The organism is Streptomyces sp. HUAS MG56, assembly GCF_058673395.1.
In genome coordinates this window covers 5036970-5057953 of record NZ_CM178722.1, presented here as the reverse complement: position 1 = coordinate 5057953, position 20984 = coordinate 5036970, and the positions used below count along the sequence as shown (strand labels likewise).

The following is a 20984-nucleotide window of genomic DNA, read 5'->3' as shown; positions in this document are numbered from 1 at the left end:
AGGAGGCGAACTCGTTTGAGTACGGGATCCGGAACACCTTCCGCCCCCGCACCGACCGCTACTACCACCCCTGTCTCCCGTAAGACCTCCTCGATGTTCAGCTCGCTGAGGATCAGGAACTACCGCCTCTTCTTCCTGGGCCAGGTCGTCTCCAACACGGGCACCTGGATGCAGCGCATCGCCCAGGACTGGCTCGTCCTCAGCCTCACCGGCTCCTCAGCGGCCGTGGGCATCACGACGGCCCTCCAGTTCCTGCCGATGCTGCTCTTCGGCCTCTACGGCGGTGTCCTGGTCGACCGTCTCCCCAAGCGGCCCACGCTGCTGGTCACCCAGTCCTCGATGGCCCTGTCCGGCCTGGCGCTCGCCGCGCTGACCCTGTCCGGCCACGTCCAGGTCTGGCACGTCTACCTGGCCGCCTTCGCCGTCGGCCTCGCCACGGTGGTGGACAACCCGGCCCGGCAGTCCTTCGTCTCGGAGATGGTCGGCCCCGAGCAGCTGCAGAACGCGGTCAGCCTGAACTCGGCGAACTTCCAGTCCGCCCGCCTGATCGGCCCGGCCGTCGCCGGCCTCATGATCACCGGTGTGGGCACGGGCTGGGCGTTCCTCGCCAACGGCCTGTCGTTCGCGGCCCCCATCGCCGGCCTGCTCCTGATGCGCGCCCGCGAGCTGCACGTCGTCACGCGCACCCCGCGCGGCAAGGGCCAGCTGCGCGAAGGCCTGCGGTACGTGGCCGGGCGCCCGGACCTGATCTGGCCGATCGTGCTGGTCGGCTTCATCGGCACCTTCGGCTTCAACTTCCCGGTCTGGCTCTCCGCCTACGCCGAGCACGTCTTCCACGCGGGTGCCGGCGGCTACAGCCTCTTCAACACCCTGATGGCCGTCGGCTCCCTGGTCGGCGCCCTGCTGGCCGCCCGCCGCGGCACGGCACGGCTGCGCGTCCTGATCGCCGCCGCGGTGGCCTTCGGCACGCTGGAGACCGTGGCCGCGCTGGCCCCGTCGTACTGGCTGTTCGCGCTGCTCATGGTCCCGATCGGGGTCTTCGGCCTGACGGTGAACGTCACGGCGAACACCTCGGTCCAGATGGCCACCGACCCGGCCATGCGCGGCCGGGTGATGGCGCTGTTCATGATGGTCTTCATGGGCGGCACGCCGCTGGGCGCCCCGGTCGTCGGCTGGGTCACCGACACCTACGGCCCCCGTGTCGGCTTCGTCCTCGGCGGCGTCGTCTCGGCCGCGGCCGCCGCGGCCGTCGGCCTCGTCCTGACCCGCATCGGCGGCCTGCGTCTGTCGCTGGGCTGGCACCACGGCCACCCGAGAGTCCGCTTCGTCCCGCGCGAGCGGGAGGAACTGGCCACGGCGGCGTAGGCCTGCCGGCCGGGGGCGGGCGGTGGTGAGCTGCCCGCGCCCCGCGCCCCGTGCCCGCGGGGGTCTGCGAAGGTGAGGGCATGAGACTCTTCGCCGCGGTGCTCCCGCCGGAGCACGTCGTCCACGAACTCGCCGCCGAGGTGGCCGAGTTGAAGAGGCTGCCCGGCTCGCAGGGGCTGCGCTGGACCAACCGGCCGGGCTGGCACTTCACGCTCGCCTTCTACGGGGAGGTCGCCGACGACGTCGTACCGGCCCTGTCGGACCGCCTGGCCGTCGTGGCCCGCCGCACGGCCCCCTTCGACCTGGCCCTGTCCGGCGGCGGCCAGTTCGGGCACGGCAAGGCCCTGTGGACGGGTGCCTACGGCGAGGTGGAGTCGCTGCGGCTGCTGGCCGAGCGGGCGGAGGCGGCGGCACGGAAGGCGGGGCTGCCGATGGAGGAGCACCGCCGCTACCGGGCGCACCTGACGGTGGCGCGGGGCCGGGACTCGGTCGACGTGCGACCGTATGTGGATCTGCTGCGCGGCTTCACCAGCACGACCTGGACGGTGAGCGAGGTGGTGCTGGTCCGCAGCAACCTGCCGAGGTCCGGGGTGCCGGGGGAGCAGCCGCGGTACGAGGCGGTCGCCCGCTGGGCACTCGGCGGGGCCCGTTAGGCTCGTTGCCGTGGACCCGAAAACCCGGAACCGGATCATGGCCGGTGTACTTGTGCTGATGTTCGTGGTGGTGGCCTTGGCCTCGGCCATGAAGTAGTCACATGAAGGAGTCAGGGGCGCGGGAGTGCTCCCCGCGCCCCTGCGGTGCTACCAGGCGAACGCCTCCGGCGACGGACCCGGGCCCGGGAAGACCTCGTTCAGCCCCGCCACCAGTTCCTCGCTCAGCTCCAGCTCGACGGCGCGCAGCGCGGAGTCGAGCTGCTCGGCCGTGCGCGGACCGACGATGGGCCCGGTCACCCCCGGCCGGGTCAGCAGCCAGGCCAGGGCCACCTCGCCGGGCTCCAGGCCGTGCTTGTCGACCAGGTCCTCGTACGCCTGGATCCGGGCGCGGGCGGCCGGGTCGGCCAGGGTGTCGGCGGCGCGGCCCGAGGCACGGCGACCGCCCTGCACCTCCTTCTTGATGACCCCGCCGAGCAGACCGCCGTGCAGCGGGGACCAGGGGATGACCCCGAGGCCGTACTCCTGCGCGGCCGGGATGACCTCCATCTCGGCGCGCCGCTCGTGGAGGTTGTACAGGCACTGCTCGCTGACCAGCCCGATGGTGCCGCCGCGCCGGGCGGCGGCCTCGTTGGCCTGGGCGATCTTGTAACCGGGGAAGTTGGAGGAGCCGACGTAGAGGATCTTGCCCTGCTGGACCAGGGTGTCGATCGCCTGCCAGATCTCGTCGAAGGGGGTGTCCCGGTCGATGTGGTGGAACTGGTACAGATCGATGTGATCGGTCTGGAGCCGCTTCAGGCTGGCGTCCACGGCCCGCCGGATGTTCAGCGCGGAGAGCTTGTCGTGGTTCGGCCAGGCCGGCTGTCCGTCGGCGGCCATGTTCGCGTAGACCTTGGTGGCGAGGACGACCTTGTCGCGCCGCGCGCCGCCCTTGGCGAACCAGTTGCCGATGATGCTCTCGGTGCGGCCCTTGTTCTCGCCCCACCCGTACACGTTGGCGGTGTCGAAGAGATTGATGCCCGCGTCCAGCGCCGCGTCCATGATCGCGTGGCTGTCGCCCTCGTCCGTCTGCGGCCCGAAGTTCATCGTCCCGAGAACGAGCCGGCCGACCTTGAGTCCCGTGCGTCCTAGCTGCGTGTACTTCATGGTCCCCAAGCCAACGGCTTGAAGTGCGCTCGAAGCAAGCGGGGTTGGGCTAGTCGCGGGGGAAGGCGTCGGTCTTGAGGGTGAGGTCGATCACCGTGCCGGTGAGGTCGATGTCGGTGCCGAAGTCGAACGGCGTCCTGCTCTCGTAGTCACCGTCCTTGGGGTCGGTGTAGACGTAGCAGCGGCCCTGGTACGGGTCGGCGACGATGTAGAGGGGGACTTCGGCAATCGCGTAGGCGGTCTTCTTGGGGCCGTAGTCATTCTGGGCCGTCCCCACGGAGATGACCTCGGCGACGAACTCGACGTCCTGGTATCGCCAGTGGCCTGTGTCGTCCTTCTTCGCCGACTCGCTGAGCAGAGCCACGTCCGGGCAGAAGCCGTTCTCGTGGCCCGGGAAGTCGATGCGGACGTCCGAGAACACCTTGACCTCCCTCCCGAACCTGTCTTCGAGGGCCCAGAGGAACTCGCGGATGACCATCCAATGTGTGTCGCGCTGCGGCGTCATGAAAACGTTGCCCCCGACGATCTCGACCCTGAATCCTTCGGGGACGGGCATACGCTCAAGCCGCTCGAACCACTCGTCCAAACGCTCGGTGTTGGCGTCGGCGTCGGCCATCTCGATCCTGTCTTCAAGGACGGTCATCGTGGCGCTCCTCCCCGGCCGCCCCACGGACAGGTGCGGCCGCGCAGTACAACGATACGCACGGTGACCAGGACTCGCCGGATTCAGATCAACCTGTTCCAGCCACGTACGCCTGTTCCCCCCGCATCGCCCCAGCCCGCCAGGTGCCGGAACTGCACTGATGCGTTTTCCGCATCTCTGATGCGCGCCGGACATTGGTGCAATGTCCAAGCATCTGGATCTACTTCCCGTACCGCAATCAGCACGACGGTGCCCACCGGCACCGCAGCACGACAGTACGGGGGTACGGCCATGCACGAGGCCATGTACGAAGACTTCCTGGCGCAGAAGCTGGAAGAGCTGCGCAGCGGCGGACAGTACCGGGAGTTCGTGGACATCAACCGGCGCGCCGGCGCCTACCCGAAGGCGGACCGCCGGACCGCCGACGGCCGCACGCAGCAGGTGACGGTCTGGTGCAGCAACGACTACCTGGGCATGTCGCAGCACCCGAAGGTGCTGGAGGCGATGCACCGGGCCGTCGACGAGTACGGCGCCGGCTCCGGCGGCTCGCGCAACATCGGTGGCACGCACGCCCATTACGCGCGGCTGGAGACAGCACTCGCCGAGTGGCACGGCAAGGAGGCCGCGCTCGTCTTCCCGACCGGGTACGGCTCGAACGACGCGACCCTGCAGTGCCTGCTGCGGGTGCTGCCCGACCCGCTCGTCGTCTCGGACGAGCTGAACCACGCGTCGATCATCAACGGCATCCGCAGCACCCGGGCCGAACGCGCCGTCTTCCGGCACAACGACGTCGGCCACCTGGAGGAGATACTCGCCGCGCAGCCGCTGGACCGGCCGAAGATCGTCGCGTTCGAGTCGGTGTACTCGATGGACGGGGACGTCGCCCCGATCGAGGAGATCATCAAGGTCGCCCATCACCACAACGCGCTGACGTACCTGGACGAAGTGCACGCCATCGGCATGTACGGGCCCCGGGGGGCCGGCCTGGCCGCGCAGCTCAACGTCGACCACCACATCGACATCATCCAGGGCACGATGGCCAAGGCGATCGGGGTGATCGGCGGCTACATCACCGGCTCGGCCACCCTGATCGACGCCGTGCGCAGCTTCGCCTCCGGCTTCATCTTCACCACCTCGCTGCCGCCGGCCGTCGTCGCCGCCTGCCACGCGAGCATCGAACACCTCAAGACGTCCGGTGCCGAGCGCGACGCACTGCACCGCAAGACCGCGCTCCTGCGCGACGCGCTCCAGCGCGCCGGCATCCAGGTGATGCCGTGCAGCACCACGCACGTCCTGCCGGTCCTGGTCGGGGACGCCGCGCTGTGCAAGAAGTCGGCCGCCCGGCTGCTGGACGAGTACGGCGTGTACCTGCAGCCCATCAACTCCCCGACCGTCCCGGTCGGCACCGAGCGCTTCCGCGTCAATGTCACGCCGAACCACAGTGACGAGGACATCGCCCATCTGGTGCAGGCGCTGAGCGAGGTCTTCGCGTACTTCGGCGTGGCCGGCGCGTCCGAGGAGCGGGCGGCATGAGCGCCACGAACCGAGCGGCGGACGTACCGGTGCGGCCCGCCGGCGTCGGCGACATCGACGAACTGGTGCGCCTGCGCGCCTACCTGCTGGAGGACGCCGGCTCGTCCGAGGTCCCGTACGCGGCCACGTCCGCCACCGCGAGCGCGGCGTGGCGCAGCAGCTATCGCACCTGGCTCGCCGAGCGCCTGCCCCGCGACCCCGACCTGCGTGCGGCCGTCGTGGACGGACCCGGCCGGCTGCGAGCCTGCGCGATCGCCGTCGTCGACCAGCGGGCCCCGTCGCCCGTGTGCCCGAGCGGCCGGGCCGGGTGGATCCAGTCCGTGGTGACCGACCCCCGCGACCGGGAACAGGGCCTGGGCGCCGCCGTACTGGACCACCTCGCCGACTGGCTTCGCTCGCGCGGCGCCGACGAGATCGTCCTGCAGACCACCGCCCGCGCACGGGACTTCTACCTCCGCTCGGGCTTCCTGCCCACCGGCGAGGACCTGCTGTACAAGCCGCTGCACACCACGAAGGAGGCCGCTGCCGCATGAAGACGGCACGTGTACTGATCGCGGGCATGGGATACGCCGGCTCGCGCTTCCTGAGCGCGCTGCGCTCGCTCGACGGGCCGGACGGGGTCGGGGCCAGGCTGGAGTTCGCCTACCACGCGCGTCACCGCACCCGCGAGGACATCCCCTACTTCGGCTCGCTCCCGCAGGCGCTGCGCGACTTCGCGCCGGACCTCGTCATCGTCGCGGTCACGGACTCGGCCCACGCCGAGATCCTGACGGCGCTGGACGGCTACCGCGGCTTCGTCCTCGCCGAGAAGCCGCTGACCTCGCGTCAGGACGACCTCGCCGCCGTGGCCTCGGCACTGCGGCACACCTCCGGGTTCGCGATGGATCTGGTCGAGCGCCACTCCGACGTCACCATGGCGCTGCGCGACTACGCCGGCCGCCATGAACTGCGCCTGGTCCGCGCCCACGCGACCTGGGGCAAGGACCGCATCAACGACCACCGCCCGACGGTCGGTGTCACGAGCGAGGTCATCCACTCGCTCGATCTGCTGCGCCTGATCGGCCCGCGGGACCACGCCGTCGAGCCGGTCGACGTCATCGGCGTGGCATCCGACTTCTCGGTCAGCGGACCGGAGGTGCTGGACAGCGTGGCCCTCACCGCGACCCTGGGCGGGGCGCCGGTCACCGTCTACAGCAGCTTCACCAACATCACCCGGCAGCGCACCGTGGACTGCACGTTCCGCGCCCCCGACGACTCCCTCGTGCACGCCACGGCCGTCTACGACACGCCCGTGTGGGACGCCGACCGGCTGCGGATCTGGCGCCGCACGGACGCGGGCGAACAGACGCTGAGCGTCGTGGACACCCGGGAGGATCCGGTCCCCCAGGAGCTGCGCGGCATCGTGAAGCTGCGCCGGCTGGTCGCCGACGCCCTGCGTTTCGTGGTGCACGGCACGGACCCGCTCGTCGGCTTCGCCGGCCTCGACGAGTCGATCGCCCTGCAGCGACTCCTCAACCGCATCGAGGACATGGCACGAGTCGCCGGCCCCGCCCGGTACTTCCCCCACGGGCGGACCGTCGCCACCGAGGTGGACTGGGAGCGGCTGGGATGACCGCCACCACGACCCGGCCGCCGCGGCACGGCAGCAGCTTCATCCTCCTTCTCGCCCTGGGCGCCTTCGCCCTCGGCCTCGACGCCTACGTCATGGCCGGGCTGCTGCCCCGCGTCGCGGACGACCTGGCGGTGTCGGAGGCCTCGGCCGGCCAGATGGTCACCGTGTTCACGCTCTGCTACGCGCTGGCCGCGCCCGTCTTCGCCACCGCGCTGGCCGGGCGCCCCGCCAAGGTGGTGCTCGCCTGCGCGCTCGCCGTCTTCACGGTGGGCAACGCGCTCACCGCGCTGGCCCCCGGGCTGCCCGTCCTGCTCGTGGCGCGCGCCCTGGCCGGCATCGGCGCGGGCCTGTACTCGCCGATGGCCGCGGCGACGGCGGCGGGCCTCGGCGGGGCGGAGCGCCGCGGGCGCAGCCTCGCCCTGGTCATGGGCGGGATGAGTATCGGCACCGTCATCGGCGTGCCCATCGGGGTGCTGCTGGCCGAACACGTGGGCTGGCGCGGCACCCTGTGGCTGATCACGGCACTCGGCGTGGTCGCGCTGGGCGGCATCGCGCTGCTCCCGCGCACCGAGGCCGGGCCGCCGCCCGCGCTGCGCGACCGGGTACGGATCCTGACGGACGGCCGGGTCGCCTCCGTCGCCGTCGTCTCGCTCCTCGGCGGCGTCGCCAGCCTCGGCCTCTACACGTATCTGGCGCCCTTCCTCTCCGACGCGGCCGGTCTGCACGAGACGGTCGGCCCGATGTGGGCCTGGGGCGCGGGAGGCGTGCTCGGCAGCCTGCTCATCGGCCGGGTCGTGGACCGTACGAAGCGGCCCTTCGCCGTCGTCGCGTGCGTGCTGACCCTGCTGACCGCGGCTCACCTCGTGATGCCGGCGGCCGCCCGGTTCTCCTGGGCGCTGGCGGTCCCGCTCGTCGTCTGGGGAGCGGCGGGCTGGGCGCTCCAGGTGCCGCAGCAGCACCAGTTGATCGCCGCGCAGCCGGAGCAGGCCCCGGTGGCGGTGGCGCTGAACAGCTCCGCCGTCTACCTCGGCAGCGCGATCGGCTCGGCACTCGGCGGCACCGTCATCGCGGCGGGCGTGGCCCCCCGCGCCCTGCCGTACTGCACGGCGGGACTCGCCCTGCTCGCGCTCGTCCTGCACCTGAGTGCCGTACGGCACTTCACCCGGCGCGCGCAGCGGCGGCCCGCACCGCCCGCACCCTCGGTCACGGCCCCGACGGTACGGTGACTAACCTGGCGAACATGGACATCGGCATACACCACCTGCGGTGCTTCCTCACCCTCGCCGAAGAGCAGCACTTCACCTGGGCGGCCGACCGGCTCGGGGTGTCCCAGCCCACCCTGAGCCGGCAGATCCGGCGCCTGGAGGAGACGCTGGGCCGCTCCCTGCTCGACCGCAGCACCCGCCACCCCCGGCTCACCGCCGAGGGGCGGCGGCTGCAGGGCGAACTGCACGCGCTGCTGCCGCGCCTCGAAGCGGCGCTGCGCCCGCCGAGACCCGAGGCGGCCTTCCGTCTCGGCTACGCCTGGGGGTTCCCGGTGGCGCTGGGGCGAGCGGCCATGGAGCAGATGGAGCGGGAGCACCAGCTCCTGATCCAGCCGGTGCGCGCCGACGACCGCACCGCCGGGCTCCAGGGGGGCCTCGTCGACGCCGCCCTGTTGTGGGGCGGCGTCGACGACCCGCGGCTGACCTCCGTGGAGATCCTGCGCGAGGAGCGGGTCGCCGCGGTGTCGAGGCGCTCCACCCTCGCCGTCCGGTCCACCGTCACCTGGCGTGATCTCGGCCGCCGTTGTCTGGTGCTGAACACCGTCAGCGGCACCCTCACGCCGGACGACTGGCCGCGCTCCGCCACCCCCGAGATCGGTGCCGAGACCACGAACATCGACGAGTACCTGCACGCGGTGGCCGTCCGGCGCGGCGTGGGCGTCCTGCCCGCCTCCGTGGCCGCGCAGCACCCCGATCCGGACGTGCTCTATCTGCCGCTGACCGGAGCGCCCCCGGCCACCTTGCACTGCGTCTATCCGCGCACCGACCCGCACCCGCACGCCGCCGTGCTGGCGAAGACGCTGCTCCGGCAGCGCACCGGGCGTCCGTCCTGCCCCGCGCGGTGAGCAACGGCGGCCGTCGTCACGTCAGTTCAGCCCGCCCGCGTACGCCTGTCCGACCCCCCACGCCTGCCACATCGCCCCGGCGAACGCGCCCGCGATCCGGTGCTCCCCGCTCGCGTTGGGGTGCGTGCCGTCGTAGGTGTCGGCGTGGATGTCGTACGCCTTGGGCGGCGAGGCCAGCAGCAGCGGGGAGCGGGGCTCGTCCAGGTCGGCGACCGTCTTCGCGAGCAGGGTGTTGAAGAGGTCCACCTGGGCCGCGAACGGCTCGTCGGCCGCGGCCCGGATGTTCGGGATCACCGGGAGGACGACCATGCGTATGCGCGGGGCGGCCTCCCGGGCGCCGGCGACGAACGCCCGTACGTTCTCCGCGGTCTGCTCCGCGTTCGTGTAGAAGCCCAGGTCGATCAGGCCGAGGGAGACCAGCAGCACGTCCGGGCGGTGGGCGCGCACCGTCTCGCCGATCAGCGGGGCCATGTGCAGCCAGCCCTCGCCCCAGCCCGCCAGGTGGCGGCGCGGGAAGTCGGGTTCGGCGTAGGCGTACGACGTCGGCGCGTCGGACGACTTGTCGTACAGCTCCTCGCGCGGGCCGACGAACGTGAACGGGCCGCCGTGCGTCTCGCACAGGTGCCGCCACAACCGGTAGCGCCAGGTGTGCTCGCCCGCGCTCCCGATCGTCATGGAGTCACCTACGGGCATGAATCTGAGCATCCGCTCATGATGGACGATCACGCACAGCGGTGGGGTGTGAGGCCCACCACGTCCGAGCAGGTCCAGGTGGGGATGGCAGGCTTGGGGGATGCGCCGATCGTTCGCCGTCCTCGCCCCCGCGCTGCTCGTGGGTGCCTGCGCGCTGCCCGCCTCCGCCGCTGAAAACGGCGCCGGCGACCGGGGGTTCACCCTCAGGGACCCCCGGATCACCGAGTCCAGCGGTCTGGCCGCCTCCCGGCAGCACCCCGGCATCTACTGGACGCACAACGACAGCGGCGACGGCCCGTACCTCTACGCCGTGGACAGCCGGACCGGGAAGACCGTCGCCCGGATCACCCTGCGCGGCATCGGCTCCCCGCGCGACGTCGAGGCCGTCTCCATCGGCCCGGACGACCAGATCTACGCCGGCGACATCGGCGACAACCTCGACGGCTCATGGCCGTACGTGTGGATCTACAAGCTGCCCGAGCCGAAGGTGCTGAAGGACCGGACGGTCACCGCCACGCAGTACGTCGTGAAGTACGCGAACGGACCCCGCAACGCCGAGTCGCTGGTGGTCCACCCGAAGACCGGGCGCGTCTACATCATCGACAAGAAGGAGGACGGCGGGCACCTCTACGAGGGCCCGGCCACCCTCTCCGCCTCCGGCACGAACGTCTTCCGGCCCGTCGCCGCCGTCGACCTGTGGGCCACGGACGCCGCCTTCTCGCCGGACGGCCGGCAGCTCGCCGTACGCGGGTACTTCGGCGGGATCTACTACGACTGGAACGGCGGCCGCATCAAGCGCGCGGGCCGGCTCGACGTGCCCCTGCAGGGGCAGGGTGAGGGCATCACGTACTCCGCCGACGGGACCAAGCTGCTCTACAGCTCCGAGGGGGCGGGCACCCAGGTCGAGACGGAGGACGCCCCCGGCCGGTCCACGGGCACCACGTCACCTTCCGGCGGCGCGAGTTCGACGGCCGGACCGGCCGGCGGCAGCGGCGACTACAAGACGGGCGCCGCGATCGTCGCCGCCGTGGTGGCCGCCCTCCTCGGGGTGCGGTGGCTGCGGCGCAGGGCCTGAACGGTCACCGGTCGCCGGGCTCCGCCCACTTCCCCGGCGGTGTCTGCGGGGGCGCCTCCTCCACCGGCCGTACCTCGTAGTGCAGCGTCGTCGCCCGCATCACCTTGTGCGAGAGCGGCACCAACACCCCTTGCACGAGCGGGTACTTGTGCCGCAGCAGCCGCGCCGCGTGCCGGTCCTCCGCGCTGCCGTGCTCCAGCAGCCGGGCCCGCGCGTGGATCTCCGGTCCGGTGGGAGCCCCGCGCACGGTGGCGGGAGCCAGCTCCACCTCGGGGTTGCCGCGCAGCCGCTTGACCTTCCAGGTGGTGCCCGGGGTGCGGAAGTAGGCGTGGTCCCCCTCGACGGCGATGTTCACGGGGGTGCCGACGCCGGTGCCGTCCCGCTTGTGGGTCGTGAGCAGGGCGGCGTACTGCTTGACGAACGGGGCGAGCGCGGGGCTCGTACGCACACTGGCCATGTCTCCATGGAGACACCGGACGCCCGGCTTCTCAAGTGCGGGGTGCGTGGGAGCGCTCCCGTGAGCGCGGAGTCGACCACGTCGTCGTAGAGCCCGACCCGCAGGACGCCTCAGTGGAGGCAGAGGCAGAACGGGTGGCCGGCCGGGTCCGCGTAGACCCGCCAGTTGGCCCCCGCGCGGACCTGGTCCGTTCGCTCCAGCACGGTCGCGCCGAGGGAGAGCGCCCGCTTCTCCTCGCCGTCGAGGTCGTCCACGTCGAAATCCAGGTGGAGCTGCTGCGGGCGCTCCTGGCCGGGCCATTCGGGCGCCCGGTAGCCCTCCACCCGCTGGCAGGCCAGCGGCGTCCCCTCGAAGCCGTGCACCTCGACCCAGTCGGGATCCTCCGGATGCGCGACCACGCGCCCGCCGAGCAGTTCCGCCCAGAACTCGGCGAGCCGCACCGGATCTGCGCAGTCCAGCGCGACCGCCTGCAACTTTCGAATCACTTCCGGCACCCCTCGCTCTTCAGCCGCTTCCGCGACGCCCCTGTACGGGAGGTGTCGTACCCGCCGCTGCGGCAGGCATGCGCGGCGGGTACGCCGGCCCGCGCTCCGTCCGAGCGAAGGGCGCCCGGTGATGTCCCACCGGGCGCCCTTCAGCGTGCTGGCTGCCGAGAGGTCAGAGCTTCTCGATCACGAAGTCGATGCACTTCGTCAGGGCCTCGACGTCCGCCGGGTCGATCGCCGGGAACATCGCGATGCGGAGCTGGTTGCGGCCGAGCTTGCGGTAGGGCTCGGTGTCCACGATGCCGTTGGCGCGCAGGACCTTGGCGACGGCGGCGGCGTCGATCTCGTCGGCGAAGTCGATCGTGCCGATGACCTGCGAGCGCTTGGCCGGGTCGGTGACGAACGGGGTGGCGTACTTGGATTCCTCGGCCCAGGTGTAGAGGCGGGTGGAGGAGTCCTTCGTGCGGCCCGTGGAGAAGGCGAGGCCGCCCTGGCCGTTGAGCCACTCCAGCTGCTCGTTCAGGAGGAAGAGGGTGGCGAGGGCCGGGGTGTTGTACGTCTGGTTCTTGCGGGAGTTGTCGATCGCCGTGGGGAGGCTGAAGAACTCCGGGACGTGGCGGCCGGACGCGTGGACGCGCTCCGCGCGCTCGATCGCGGCCGGGGAGAAGACGCCGATCCACAGGCCGCCGTCGGAGGCGAAGGACTTCTGCGGGGCGAAGTAGTAGACGTCCGTCTCGGACACGTCGACCGGCAGGCCGCCCGCGCCGGACGTGGCGTCCACGAGGACGAGCGCGCCCTCGTCGGCGCCGGCCACGCGCTTGATCGGCATGGCGACACCGGTGGAGGTCTCGTTGTGGGTGAAGGCGTAGACGTCGACGCCCGCCTCGGCCCGCGGCTCGGGGTGGGTGCCGGGGTCGGTGGCGATGACGGTGGGCTCGGCCAGCCACGGCGCCAGCTTGGCGGCCTTGGCGAACTTGGAGGAGAACTCGCCGAAGTTCAGGTGCTGCGACTTGTTCTCGATCAGACCGTGGGTGGCGATGTCCCAGAAGGCGGTCGAGCCGCCGTTGCCGAGAACCACCTCGTAGCCCTCGGGCAGGGAGAACAGCTCGGAGATGCCTTCGCGGACCTTGCCGACCAGGTTCTTGACGGGCGCCTGGCGGTGGGAGGTGCCCAGCAGGGACGAACCGGTCGCGGCGAGGGCGTCCAGCGCCTCGGTGCGCACCTTGGAGGGGCCCGCGCCGAATCGTCCGTCGGCGGGCTTGATGTCAGCGGGAATCTGGATGTCGGCCACGAGTCGGAGGGTATCCGGTGGGCGAAACCGGGCGGAACCGTGTCCGTCCGATGAGACGAGATCGTCCGGCGGCAGAACTCGTGAATTAGTACGACGATATGGGCGAGGCTGTGGAAAACTCTCGGTGACGGTGCGTGATCGGATGGATGCTGGACGCATGACAGATCTCGCCGAGGCGCTGCGCAGGTCCGTCCGGGGAGAGGTGGGCTTCGACGTCACCTCCCGGGCGCTGGTCACGATGGACGCGTCCAACTACCGACGCGTCCCGCTCGGCGTCGTGGCCCCGAGAGACGCCGACGACGTGGCCGCCGTGCTGGCGGTGTGCCGGGCGCGCGGGGTGCCGGTGGTGGCGCGCGGCGGGGGCACGTCGATCGCCGGGCAGGCGACGGGCACGGGCGTGGTGCTGGACTTCACGCGGCACATGAACCGCCTGCTGGAGCTGGATCCGGGCGAGCGCACGGCCGTCGTCCAGCCCGGCCTCGTCCTCGACCGGCTCCAGGAGGCCGCCGCCCCGCACGGCCTGCGTTTCGGCCCGGACCCGTCCACGCACAGCAGATGCACGCTCGGCGGAATGATCGGCAACAACTCGTGCGGCTCCCACTCCGTCGCCTGGGGGACCACCGCGGACAGCGTGCGCGAGCTGTCCGTCGTCACCGCGCGCGGGCAGTTCCTGCGGCCGGGGCGGGACTGGGCCGGGGCGCCGGACGGCCTGCGGGAGCTGGCGGCGGGCGAGCCGGCCCGGCTGCGCACCGGCTTCCCCGACCTGCCCCGCCGCATCTCGGGGTACGCGCTGGACGCCCTGCTGCCCGAGAAGGGCGCCGACGTGGCCCGCTCCTTCTGCGGCTCGGAAGGCACGCTCGGCATCCTGACCGAGGCGGTCGTACGGCTGGTGCAGGCGCCGCGCGCGCGTGCGCTCGCCGTGCTGGGCTACGGCGACGAGAGCGCGGCGGCCGAGGCCGCGGCCGGACTCCTGCCGCTCGGCCCGCTGACGGTGGAGGGCATGGCGGCCGATCTGGTCCGTTCGGCGGCCGGGCTGCCGAAGGGCGGCGCCTGGCTGTTCGTGGAGACCGGCGGGGAGTCGGCGGGCGAGGCACGCGCGCGTGCGGAGCAGATCGTCCGCGCGGCCGACGTCGTCGACGCCCTGGTGGTGACGGACGCGGGTGCCCAGCGGGCCCTGTGGCGCGTCCGCGAGGACGCGAGCGGCACGGCGACCCGCCTGCCCGACGGCTCCGAGGCCTGGCCCGGCTGGGAGGACTGCGCGGTGCCGCCCGCCCGGCTCGGCGCCTACCTGCGCGACTTCCGCGCGCTGCTGTCCGCGCACGGCCTGCGCGGCACGCCGTACGGCCACTTCGGCGACGGCTGCATCCACGTCCGCATCGACTTCGACCTGCTCACCGAGGCCGGCGTCGCCCGCTTCCGCCGCTTCTCCGAGGAACTGGCCGACCTGGTGGTGGAGCACGGCGGCTCGCTGTCCGGGGAGCACGGCGACGGACAGGCCCGCGCGGAGCTGCTGCCGCGCATGTACGGTGCCGAGACGGTCCGGCTCTTCGAGCGGGCCAAGGCGCTCTGGGACCCCGACGACCTGCTCAACCCCGGCATGCTGGTCCGCCCCGCCCCGCTGGACACCAACCTTCGCTTCTCGGTGCTGCCGGGACGCCCCGTCGACGTGGAGTTCGGCTATCCGGCCGACGGCGGCGACTTCCGCGCGGCGGTCCGCCGCTGCGTGGGCGTGGCCAAGTGCCGCACGGCCACGGTGTCCGGCCCGGCCGTGATGTGCCCGTCCTTCCGGGCGACCGGCGAGGAGGAGCACTCCACGCGCGGCCGGGCCCGGCTGCTGCACGAGATGCTGGCGGGCGAACTGGTCACCGACGGCTGGCAGTCCGCCGAGGTCCGCGACGCCCTCGACCTGTGCCTGTCCTGCAAGGGCTGCCGCTCGGACTGCCCGGTCGGCGTCGACATGGCCACCTACAAGGCCGAGTTCCTGCACCACCACTACGCCGGCCGGCGCCGCCCCGCGGCCCACCACAGCATGGGCCGGCTGCCCGAGTGGCTGCGCTGGGCGGCCCGCACGCGCACGGCCCGGCTGCTCAACGCGCTGGCCTCGCTACGGCCGTTCGCCGCCGTCGGCAAACGCCTGGGCGGGATCGCGGCGGAGCGGGACATCCCCCGGCTGGCGACGCGGACGTTCACCGGCTGGTGGCGCACGCGGCGGGCGGCATCCGCGCCCCGGTCCGCGCCTGAGCCCGCGCCCGAGTCAGCGCCCGCGGGGAAGCTGGTCGTGCTGTGGCCGGACACCTTCACCGAGCACCTGTCCCCGGCCGTGGGCCGGGCCGCCGTCCGGGTGCTGGAGGCCGCCGGACTGCGGGTGGCCCTGCCGCCGACGCTGCTGCCGCGCGAGGCGGCGCTCGGCACGGGGCGCAGCAGATCGGCCCTCGCACTCCTCACCGCCCGCCGGGCCCGGGTCTGCTGCGGCCTGACGTACGTCTCCACCGGCCAACTGGACCGCGCCCGGGCGGTGTTGCGCCGCACGCTGGACCTGATGGAGCCGGTGCTGCGGGCACGGGTCCCGGTCGTCGTCCTGGAGCCGAGCTGCGCGGCGGCGCTGCGCACCGACCTGCCCGAGCTGCTGCCCGACGACCCGCGGGCGGCCGAGCTGTCCGCAGCGGTCCTCACCTTCGCCGAGGCCCTGGAGCGGCACGCCCCGCACTGGACGCCGCCGGCCGTGGACCGCCCGGTCGCCGGCCAGACCCACTGCCACCAGCACGCGGTCCTCGGCGACAGTCCCGACCGCCGGCTGCGCGAGGCCGCGGGCCTCACCGGCGAACTGAGCGGCGGCTGCTGCGGCCTCGCGGGCAACTTCGGCTTCGAGAAAGGCCACTTCGAGGTGTCGAAGGCCTGCGCCGAGGACCAGCTCCTGCCCTCGCTGCGCGCCGCGCCCGAGGAGGCGCTCGTCCTGGCCGACGGCTTCTCCTGCCGCACCCAGCTGGCGCAACTGGCCGGGGTCCGCGGCAGACACCTGGCGGAGGTACTGGCGGAGGCGCTGGAGGCCGGTTCCGGTTGTTCATAAGGGAGTGCTCAGGTTCATAAGAGAATTCCCAGGTTCGAGTGGCTCTCTCAGGAACCGCCAATGTTTTCACAGCGCCCCTTTGCCAACTTTGCCGTTCAGGGTCTGTGGTGGCGTGTAGGTTCTTCGATGTCGGGAGCCGGACGCGGAATTCTCGAAACCACAAGAACTGCGAAACACCAGGAGTAGGAAATGGGCTTCAACAAGCTTGTCCCGCTGCCCCCCAAGCCCAAGAAGCAGCTCCCCCCGCCGCCGCACCCGAAGCCGAAGCCGCGGAAGCACGAGCCGAAGCCGCTGCCCAAGCCCTTCCCCGGCCGGGACCAGTAACCCCGAGCTGATCCGAAAGGGGTCGATGGTGCACCGTCGGCCCCTTTTCTTTTTTCATTCCGGAATCTCCGGAGCCGTAGAAATTCCAGAAATTCCAGGAATTCCAGGAAGGGGGTCGGATGACCGACGACGGTGCAGAATTCGAGGACGACGCGTACGAGACCCCCACGATTCCCGCCCGAGCGGCGTTCCGCCGGTTCTGGCCGCTGACCCGGGGACTCAGAAGATGGCTGCTCGTCGTCTGGGTGTGCACGGTGATCGCCGCGCTCGCCGAGACCGAGGCCGTCCTGCTGTTCGGCGACCTCACCGACCACGCCCTGGAGAAGGGGTCGCTGGCCGCGTTCTGGGCACCGGCCCTGAAGTGGCTGGGTGTCGCCGTCGTCGGCGCGTTCGTCGCGTACGCCGGCAACTCCCTGGCCGCGTGGGCCACCGAACGCTTCGTGATGCGGCTGCGCGAGCACGTCTTCGACCATGTCCAGCAGTTGCCGCCGCACTTCTTCCAGCGCCACCGCCAGGGCGATCTGCTCTCCCGGCTGACCAGCGACGTCGAGGCGATCGAGACGCTGGTCGTGTCCGGCCTGGTCGGCGCCGCCTCGGCCGCCTTCTCCGCCCTCTTCTACGCCGCCGCCGCGTTCTGGCTGCGCTGGGACCTGGCCGCCGCGACCTTCGTGCTCGCGCCCCTGTTCTGGCTGGCCGCGCGCCGCTTCTCCGGTTCCATCAAGGACGTCTCGCGCGCGGGCCGGGCCGCCGACGGCGCCATCACCTCCGTGGTCGAGGAGTCCCTCGGCAACATCGTGCTCACCCAGGCCTACGACCGCCGCGACGCCGAGCGCCGCCGGCTGGGCGAGGAGGCGAACGCCTGGTTCCGCGCCTCGGTCCGCTCCACCCGCCTCAACGAGGCCTACGAACAGCTCGTCCAGGTCATCGAGACGGTCTGCGTGCTCGCGGTGATCGGCATCGGCGCCTGGGAGATCTCCACCGGCCGCATGACCCTCGGCCGGCTCCTCGCCTTCGCCGCCTTCCTCGGCTACCTCTACCCGCCCGTGCGCGGCCTCGCCCAGCTCGGCCTCACCGTCACCGCCGCCACGGCGGGCGCCGAGCGCCTCATCGAGATCCTCGACGTCCGCCCCTCGGTCACCGACCCCCCGCGCGGCACGGAGACCGGCCGCCCGGACGGCACGGTCGAGGTCCGGCAGGCCACCTTCACCTACCCGGGCGCCGAGAAGACCGCCCTCGAAGGCCTCTCCTTCACGGTCAGCCCCGGCGAGCTGGTGATCGTCACCGGCCCGAGCGGCGCCGGGAAGTCCACGGTCTCCAAGCTCCTGCTCCGCTTCTACGACCCCGACGCCGGCGAGGTCCTGCTGGACGGCGTCCCGCTGCGCGACTTCCCCCTGGCCCGCCTGCGCGAGTACGTCACCCTGCTCCCGCAGGAGACCCTCGTCCTGCACGACACGGTCCGCGCCAACATCGCCTGCGGCCGCCCCGGTGCCAGCGAGCAGGCCATCGAGGAGGCGGCGAGGGCGGCCGACGCCCACGAGTTCATCGTCCGCCTCCCCGACGGCTACGACACCAGGGTCGACCCCAACTCGGCCCGCCTGTCCGGCGGTCAGCTCCAGCGCCTGGCCATCGCCCGCGCGATCCTGCGCGACGCCCCGGTCCTGGTCCTGGACGAGCCGACGACGGGCCTGGACGCGATGGCCGCCCGCCGCGTCGTGAAGCCTCTGCGCCGTCTGATGGCGGGCCGTACGACGATCATGATCACCCACGACCTCAACCTGGCCCCCGACGCCGACCGCATCCTCGTGGTGGACCGCGGCCGCATCGTCGAGACCGGCCGCCACGACGAACTCCTGGCCAGGGGCGGCGCGTACGCCCGTCTGCACCGCTCGCAGAACAACGCGGTCATGGACACGGGCGAACTGCGCATGCCGCTGTGGGAGGACCACCGGCCGGCCCCGCCCCGGCCCCCCGCCCCCCAGCCCCACGCCCAGTCATGGCAGCATCCCCAGGCCTGGCAGGACCCTCAGACCTGGCAGGCCCCCCAGGGCGGCTGGCCCCCGGCGCAGCCGGGCCAGGGACCGTACGCGTACGGACACCACGCACCGATGTCCCTGGCCGACGGCCGCCCGCTCTTCCGGGACGAGGAGGGAGCGGACCGGAGGCCGGATCCCACGATGCGGGACAGCTACTAAAGGGGTTCACGCTCCTGTCGAAGTCCATTACCCTGAACTTGTTAGTACATCGGGATAGACATACTCGATCAAGTCCAGGACAGCCCGTGACCGCCGCCTCCAGCACCAACGCCTCCCACACCACCACGCCGGCCGCGACCCCGGCCGCCCCGTCCGGCGCACCGCGCCGCTTCGGCTCGCCCCGCTCACTCGGCCCGGTCGGGCTGGTGCTGGCCGGCGGCATCTCGGTCCAGTTCGGAGGCGCGCTCGCGGTGACCCTGATGCCCCGCGCCGGCGCGCCGGGTGTCGTCACCCTGCGCCTCCTCGCGGCGGCGATCGTCCTCCTCGTGGTCTGCCGCCCCGGGCTGCGCGGCCACTCGCGCGCCGACTGGGGCACGGTGGTCGCGTTCGGTATCGCCATGGCCGCGATGAACGGGCTCTTCTACGAGGCGGTCGCCCGTATCCCGCTGGGCCCGGCGGTCACCCTCGAAGTCCTCGGCCCGCTCACCCTGTCCGTCCTGGCCTCCCGCCGCGCGATCAACGCGGTGTGGGCGGGTCTGGCCCTGCTCGGCGTGTTCCTGCTGGGCGGCGGAGGCTTCAGCGACCTGGACCCCACAGGTGTCGGATTCGCCCTGGGCGCAGGCGCCATGTGGGCGGTCTACATACTCTTCAGCGCCCGCACGGGCCGCCGCTTCCCCCAGGCGGACGGCCTGGCCCTGGCCATGGCGGTGGCGGCGCTCCTCTTCCTCCCCCTGGGCGTCACCTCGGCGGGCACCCGTCTGCTGAACCCCACCACCGTCGCCCTCGGCTCGGCCGTGGCCCTGCTCTCCTCGGTCCTCCCCTACACCCTCGAACTCCTGGCCCTGCGCCGCCTCCCCGCCTCCACCTTCGCCATCCTGATGAGCCTGGAACCGGCCATCGCGGCCACGGCGGGCTTCCTCATCCTGGGCCAGTCCCTGTCCTGGACCGAGGCGGCCGCCATCGCCCTGGTCATCGCCGCCAGCATCGGCGCGGTCCGCACCCAGGTGGGCCGCGGCAAGGCCCGGGTGGAGCCGGCACCGGAAGCGTGACGGCAGGGGCGTCGGAGGTCTCACGTTCGACCCGCTGGCTCTCGGCGGCGGGACGCGGCTGACGACGGAAGAGGACGTGGTGCGCAGGTGGCGGGTGGTCGGCGCGGAGTGAATTCGCCGACGGCGGCGATCGATCACGCAGCGCATCCCGGCCCCGGCCGCTTCCGGCCGGGGCTGATCAGTCGCTTCAGCCCTTGACCGACTGAACGAAGGCCGACCAGGCGCGGGTGGGGAAGAGGAGGGCAGGCCCCTGCTGGTGCTTGGAGTCACGGACGGCTGTGGCGGGGGTGAGATCGGCGACCTCGACGCACTGGCCGCCCGTGTCGCCGCTGTAGGACGACCTACGCCATATCGCGCCCGACAGCTCCCGGCTCGTCTCCATAGCGCTCCTCCATCACGCGGGCGATCAGCGCTGCCGAGTCCTCGGCGGAGAGGGCAGCAGCCTGAAGTTGATCGTAACGGACCGAACCTTCCTTGACCGCTTGTGGATTGGCCGTCATGTGCCCCTGGACGAAGTCCTCCGTGTAGACGATGTCGGGTTCCTTGTCGAAGCGCAGCAGGGCGTATGACCCCATCAACCCGGTATGCGCCCCCGCCGTGAACGGCAGCACCTGAACGCTCACCCACGCGCGCTGCTGCATGGTCAAGAGGTGCGCGAGTTGCTCCCGCATGACTGCCCGGCCTCCGACTTGCTGATGCAGCACCGCCTCGCTGAGCACCACCCAGGTGGCCGGCGGTTCTTCGCGCTCCAGGATCCGCTGCCGCTCCAATCGCGCCGCCACCTTGGAGTCGAGACCCGCGTCGTCACGCAGACCCAGCACGGTGCGGGCGTACGCCTCGGTCTGGAGCAGGCCGTCCACCAACTGCGCCTGGTACGTGGAGATGTATGCCGCCTTCGCCTCCATCTCCGCATACGGCTGAAACCAACTGGGCAACTGGCTCCGTAACACCAGCCCGACCAGACGCGAGAACAAGCCGTCCGTCCCCAGCGCCGCATCCACCCGCTCGGAGAACTCCCGCTGCGGCACCCGCGCGGCCGTCTCGATCATGCCGATGAACGACCCCGTGCAGAACACGATCGACCCCAGTTGGGCCAGCGTCAGGCCGGCCGCTTCCCGTGCCCTGCGCAGCTCGTAGCCGTAGTAGTCCAACGGTGACGCACTGGGATCGAGTTTGCGGATGTTCACCGTCACCACCTCCGTTCACCGAGGGTAGCGACCCGCGTGCACACAGGAGTTGCCCTGTGGAAAACAAATTCATGCAAGCGTGCTTGATTGTTTCTGCCCTCACTG

The 20984-nt window shown here is 71.9% G+C and carries 20 protein-coding genes; 12 read left to right on the top strand and 8 right to left on the bottom strand.

Translation table 11 applies throughout. The features are described 5' to 3' along the window. The first annotated feature begins 15 nt into the window (after positions 1-15). Complete coding sequence (locus AC4OXY_RS23875; RefSeq protein ID WP_376287610.1) at positions 16-1365, top strand: MFS transporter; 1350 nt, start codon at positions 16-18, stop codon at positions 1363-1365. Between the two features lie 80 nt (positions 1366-1445). Further along, a complete protein-coding gene (gene thpR / locus AC4OXY_RS23870; protein ID WP_356020198.1) occupies positions 1446-2018 on the top strand; it encodes an RNA 2',3'-cyclic phosphodiesterase in 573 nt (190 codons plus the stop codon). A gap of 147 nt (positions 2019-2165) precedes the next feature. On the opposite strand, the gene AC4OXY_RS23865 is transcribed toward thpR, so the two are convergent. Both AC4OXY_RS23865 and AC4OXY_RS23860 read right to left on the bottom strand, forming a co-directional pair. Continuing rightward, positions 2166-3161, bottom strand: coding sequence for an aldo/keto reductase (locus AC4OXY_RS23865; protein WP_356020196.1), 996 nt, complete (start codon positions 3159-3161; stop codon positions 2166-2168). A gap of 49 nt (positions 3162-3210) precedes the next feature. Next, positions 3211-3804: a Uma2 family endonuclease gene (locus tag AC4OXY_RS23860; RefSeq protein WP_356020194.1), complete on the bottom strand. Its 594-nt coding sequence runs from the start codon at positions 3802-3804 to the stop codon at positions 3211-3213. Positions 3805-4107: 303 nt separating this feature from the next. On the opposite strand from AC4OXY_RS23860, the gene hemA reads away from it, so the two are divergent. From hemA to AC4OXY_RS23835, 5 genes are read left to right on the top strand one after another with little or no spacing between them, the layout of a single operon-like run. Further along, positions 4108-5337: a 5-aminolevulinate synthase gene (hemA, locus tag AC4OXY_RS23855; protein ID WP_356020191.1), complete on the top strand. Its 1230-nt coding sequence runs from the start codon at positions 4108-4110 to the stop codon at positions 5335-5337. Beyond that, positions 5334-5870, top strand: a complete 537-nt coding sequence (locus tag AC4OXY_RS23850; RefSeq protein ID WP_376287607.1) for a GNAT family N-acetyltransferase — start codon at positions 5334-5336, stop codon at positions 5868-5870. Before hemA ends, AC4OXY_RS23850 begins: the two co-directional genes overlap by 4 nt. After that, a complete protein-coding gene (locus AC4OXY_RS23845; RefSeq protein ID WP_362816777.1) occupies positions 5867-6949 on the top strand; it encodes a Gfo/Idh/MocA family protein in 1083 nt (360 codons plus the stop codon). The genes AC4OXY_RS23850 and AC4OXY_RS23845 overlap by 4 nt, the downstream gene beginning before the upstream one ends. Next, the gene (locus tag AC4OXY_RS23840) at positions 6946-8175 is read left to right on the top strand and encodes an MFS transporter (RefSeq protein ID WP_356020185.1); all 1230 of its coding nucleotides are present in this window, start codon (positions 6946-6948) and stop codon (positions 8173-8175) included. The genes AC4OXY_RS23845 and AC4OXY_RS23840 overlap by 4 nt, the downstream gene beginning before the upstream one ends. A 14-nt stretch (positions 8176-8189) precedes the next feature. Then, complete coding sequence (locus tag AC4OXY_RS23835) at positions 8190-9059, top strand: LysR family transcriptional regulator (RefSeq protein WP_356020182.1); 870 nt, start codon at positions 8190-8192, stop codon at positions 9057-9059. Between the two features lie 21 nt (positions 9060-9080). On the opposite strand, the gene AC4OXY_RS23830 is transcribed toward AC4OXY_RS23835, so the two are convergent. After that, a complete protein-coding gene (locus AC4OXY_RS23830) occupies positions 9081-9764 on the bottom strand; it encodes an SGNH/GDSL hydrolase family protein (RefSeq protein ID WP_356020180.1) in 684 nt (227 codons plus the stop codon). An 88-nt stretch (positions 9765-9852) separates the two neighbouring features. Between AC4OXY_RS23830 and AC4OXY_RS23825 the strand changes: the two genes are divergently transcribed. Further along, entirely contained in the window at positions 9853-10827 is a 975-nt protein-coding gene (locus AC4OXY_RS23825) for a WD40 repeat domain-containing protein (RefSeq protein ID WP_376287604.1), read from the top strand. Between the two features lie 4 nt (positions 10828-10831). Here AC4OXY_RS23825 and AC4OXY_RS23820 read toward each other — a convergent pair whose 3' ends face one another. The 3 genes from AC4OXY_RS23820 to serC all read right to left on the bottom strand — a co-directional run bounded on the left by AC4OXY_RS23820 (position 10832) and on the right by serC (position 13060). Beyond that, complete coding sequence (locus AC4OXY_RS23820; RefSeq protein WP_356020176.1) at positions 10832-11284, bottom strand: PPOX class F420-dependent oxidoreductase; 453 nt, start codon at positions 11282-11284, stop codon at positions 10832-10834. A gap of 110 nt (positions 11285-11394) precedes the next feature. Continuing rightward, a complete protein-coding gene (locus AC4OXY_RS23815; protein ID WP_362816770.1) occupies positions 11395-11769 on the bottom strand; it encodes a VOC family protein in 375 nt (124 codons plus the stop codon). Positions 11770-11941: 172 nt separating this feature from the next. Beyond that, positions 11942-13060, bottom strand: coding sequence for a phosphoserine transaminase (serC, locus tag AC4OXY_RS23810; protein WP_356020172.1), 1119 nt, complete (start codon positions 13058-13060; stop codon positions 11942-11944). 157 nt (positions 13061-13217) lie between these two features. Between serC and AC4OXY_RS23805 the strand changes: the two genes are divergently transcribed. The 4 genes from AC4OXY_RS23805 (at position 13218) to AC4OXY_RS23790 (ending at position 19692) form a co-directional block, all read left to right on the top strand. Further along, positions 13218-16127: an FAD-binding and (Fe-S)-binding domain-containing protein gene (locus AC4OXY_RS23805; protein WP_491991048.1), complete on the top strand. Its 2910-nt coding sequence runs from the start codon at positions 13218-13220 to the stop codon at positions 16125-16127. A gap of 189 nt (positions 16128-16316) precedes the next feature. After that, positions 16317-16451 carry a hypothetical protein gene (locus AC4OXY_RS23800; RefSeq protein ID WP_356020167.1) on the top strand — a complete coding sequence of 45 codons (135 nt, stop codon included), beginning with the start codon at positions 16317-16319 and terminating at the stop codon, positions 16449-16451. A gap of 119 nt (positions 16452-16570) precedes the next feature. Then, positions 16571-18643 carry an ABC transporter ATP-binding protein gene (locus AC4OXY_RS23795; protein WP_491991047.1) on the top strand — a complete coding sequence of 691 codons (2073 nt, stop codon included), beginning with the start codon at positions 16571-16573 and terminating at the stop codon, positions 18641-18643. Positions 18644-18729: 86 nt separating this feature from the next. Beyond that, positions 18730-19692 (top strand): EamA family transporter, encoded by a 963-nt coding sequence (locus AC4OXY_RS23790; RefSeq protein WP_362816763.1) that lies wholly within the window; start codon positions 18730-18732, stop codon positions 19690-19692. A gap of 187 nt (positions 19693-19879) precedes the next feature. Here the strand turns inward: AC4OXY_RS23790 and AC4OXY_RS23785 are convergent, their stop codons facing one another. Then, on the bottom strand, positions 19880-20074 hold the full coding sequence (locus AC4OXY_RS23785) for a DUF397 domain-containing protein (RefSeq protein ID WP_356020161.1): 195 nt from the start codon (positions 20072-20074) through the stop codon (positions 19880-19882). Further along, positions 20034-20879, bottom strand: coding sequence for a helix-turn-helix domain-containing protein (locus tag AC4OXY_RS23780; RefSeq protein WP_362816761.1), 846 nt, complete (start codon positions 20877-20879; stop codon positions 20034-20036). Before AC4OXY_RS23780 ends, AC4OXY_RS23785 begins: the two co-directional genes overlap by 41 nt. Positions 20880-20984 lie beyond the last annotated feature (105 nt).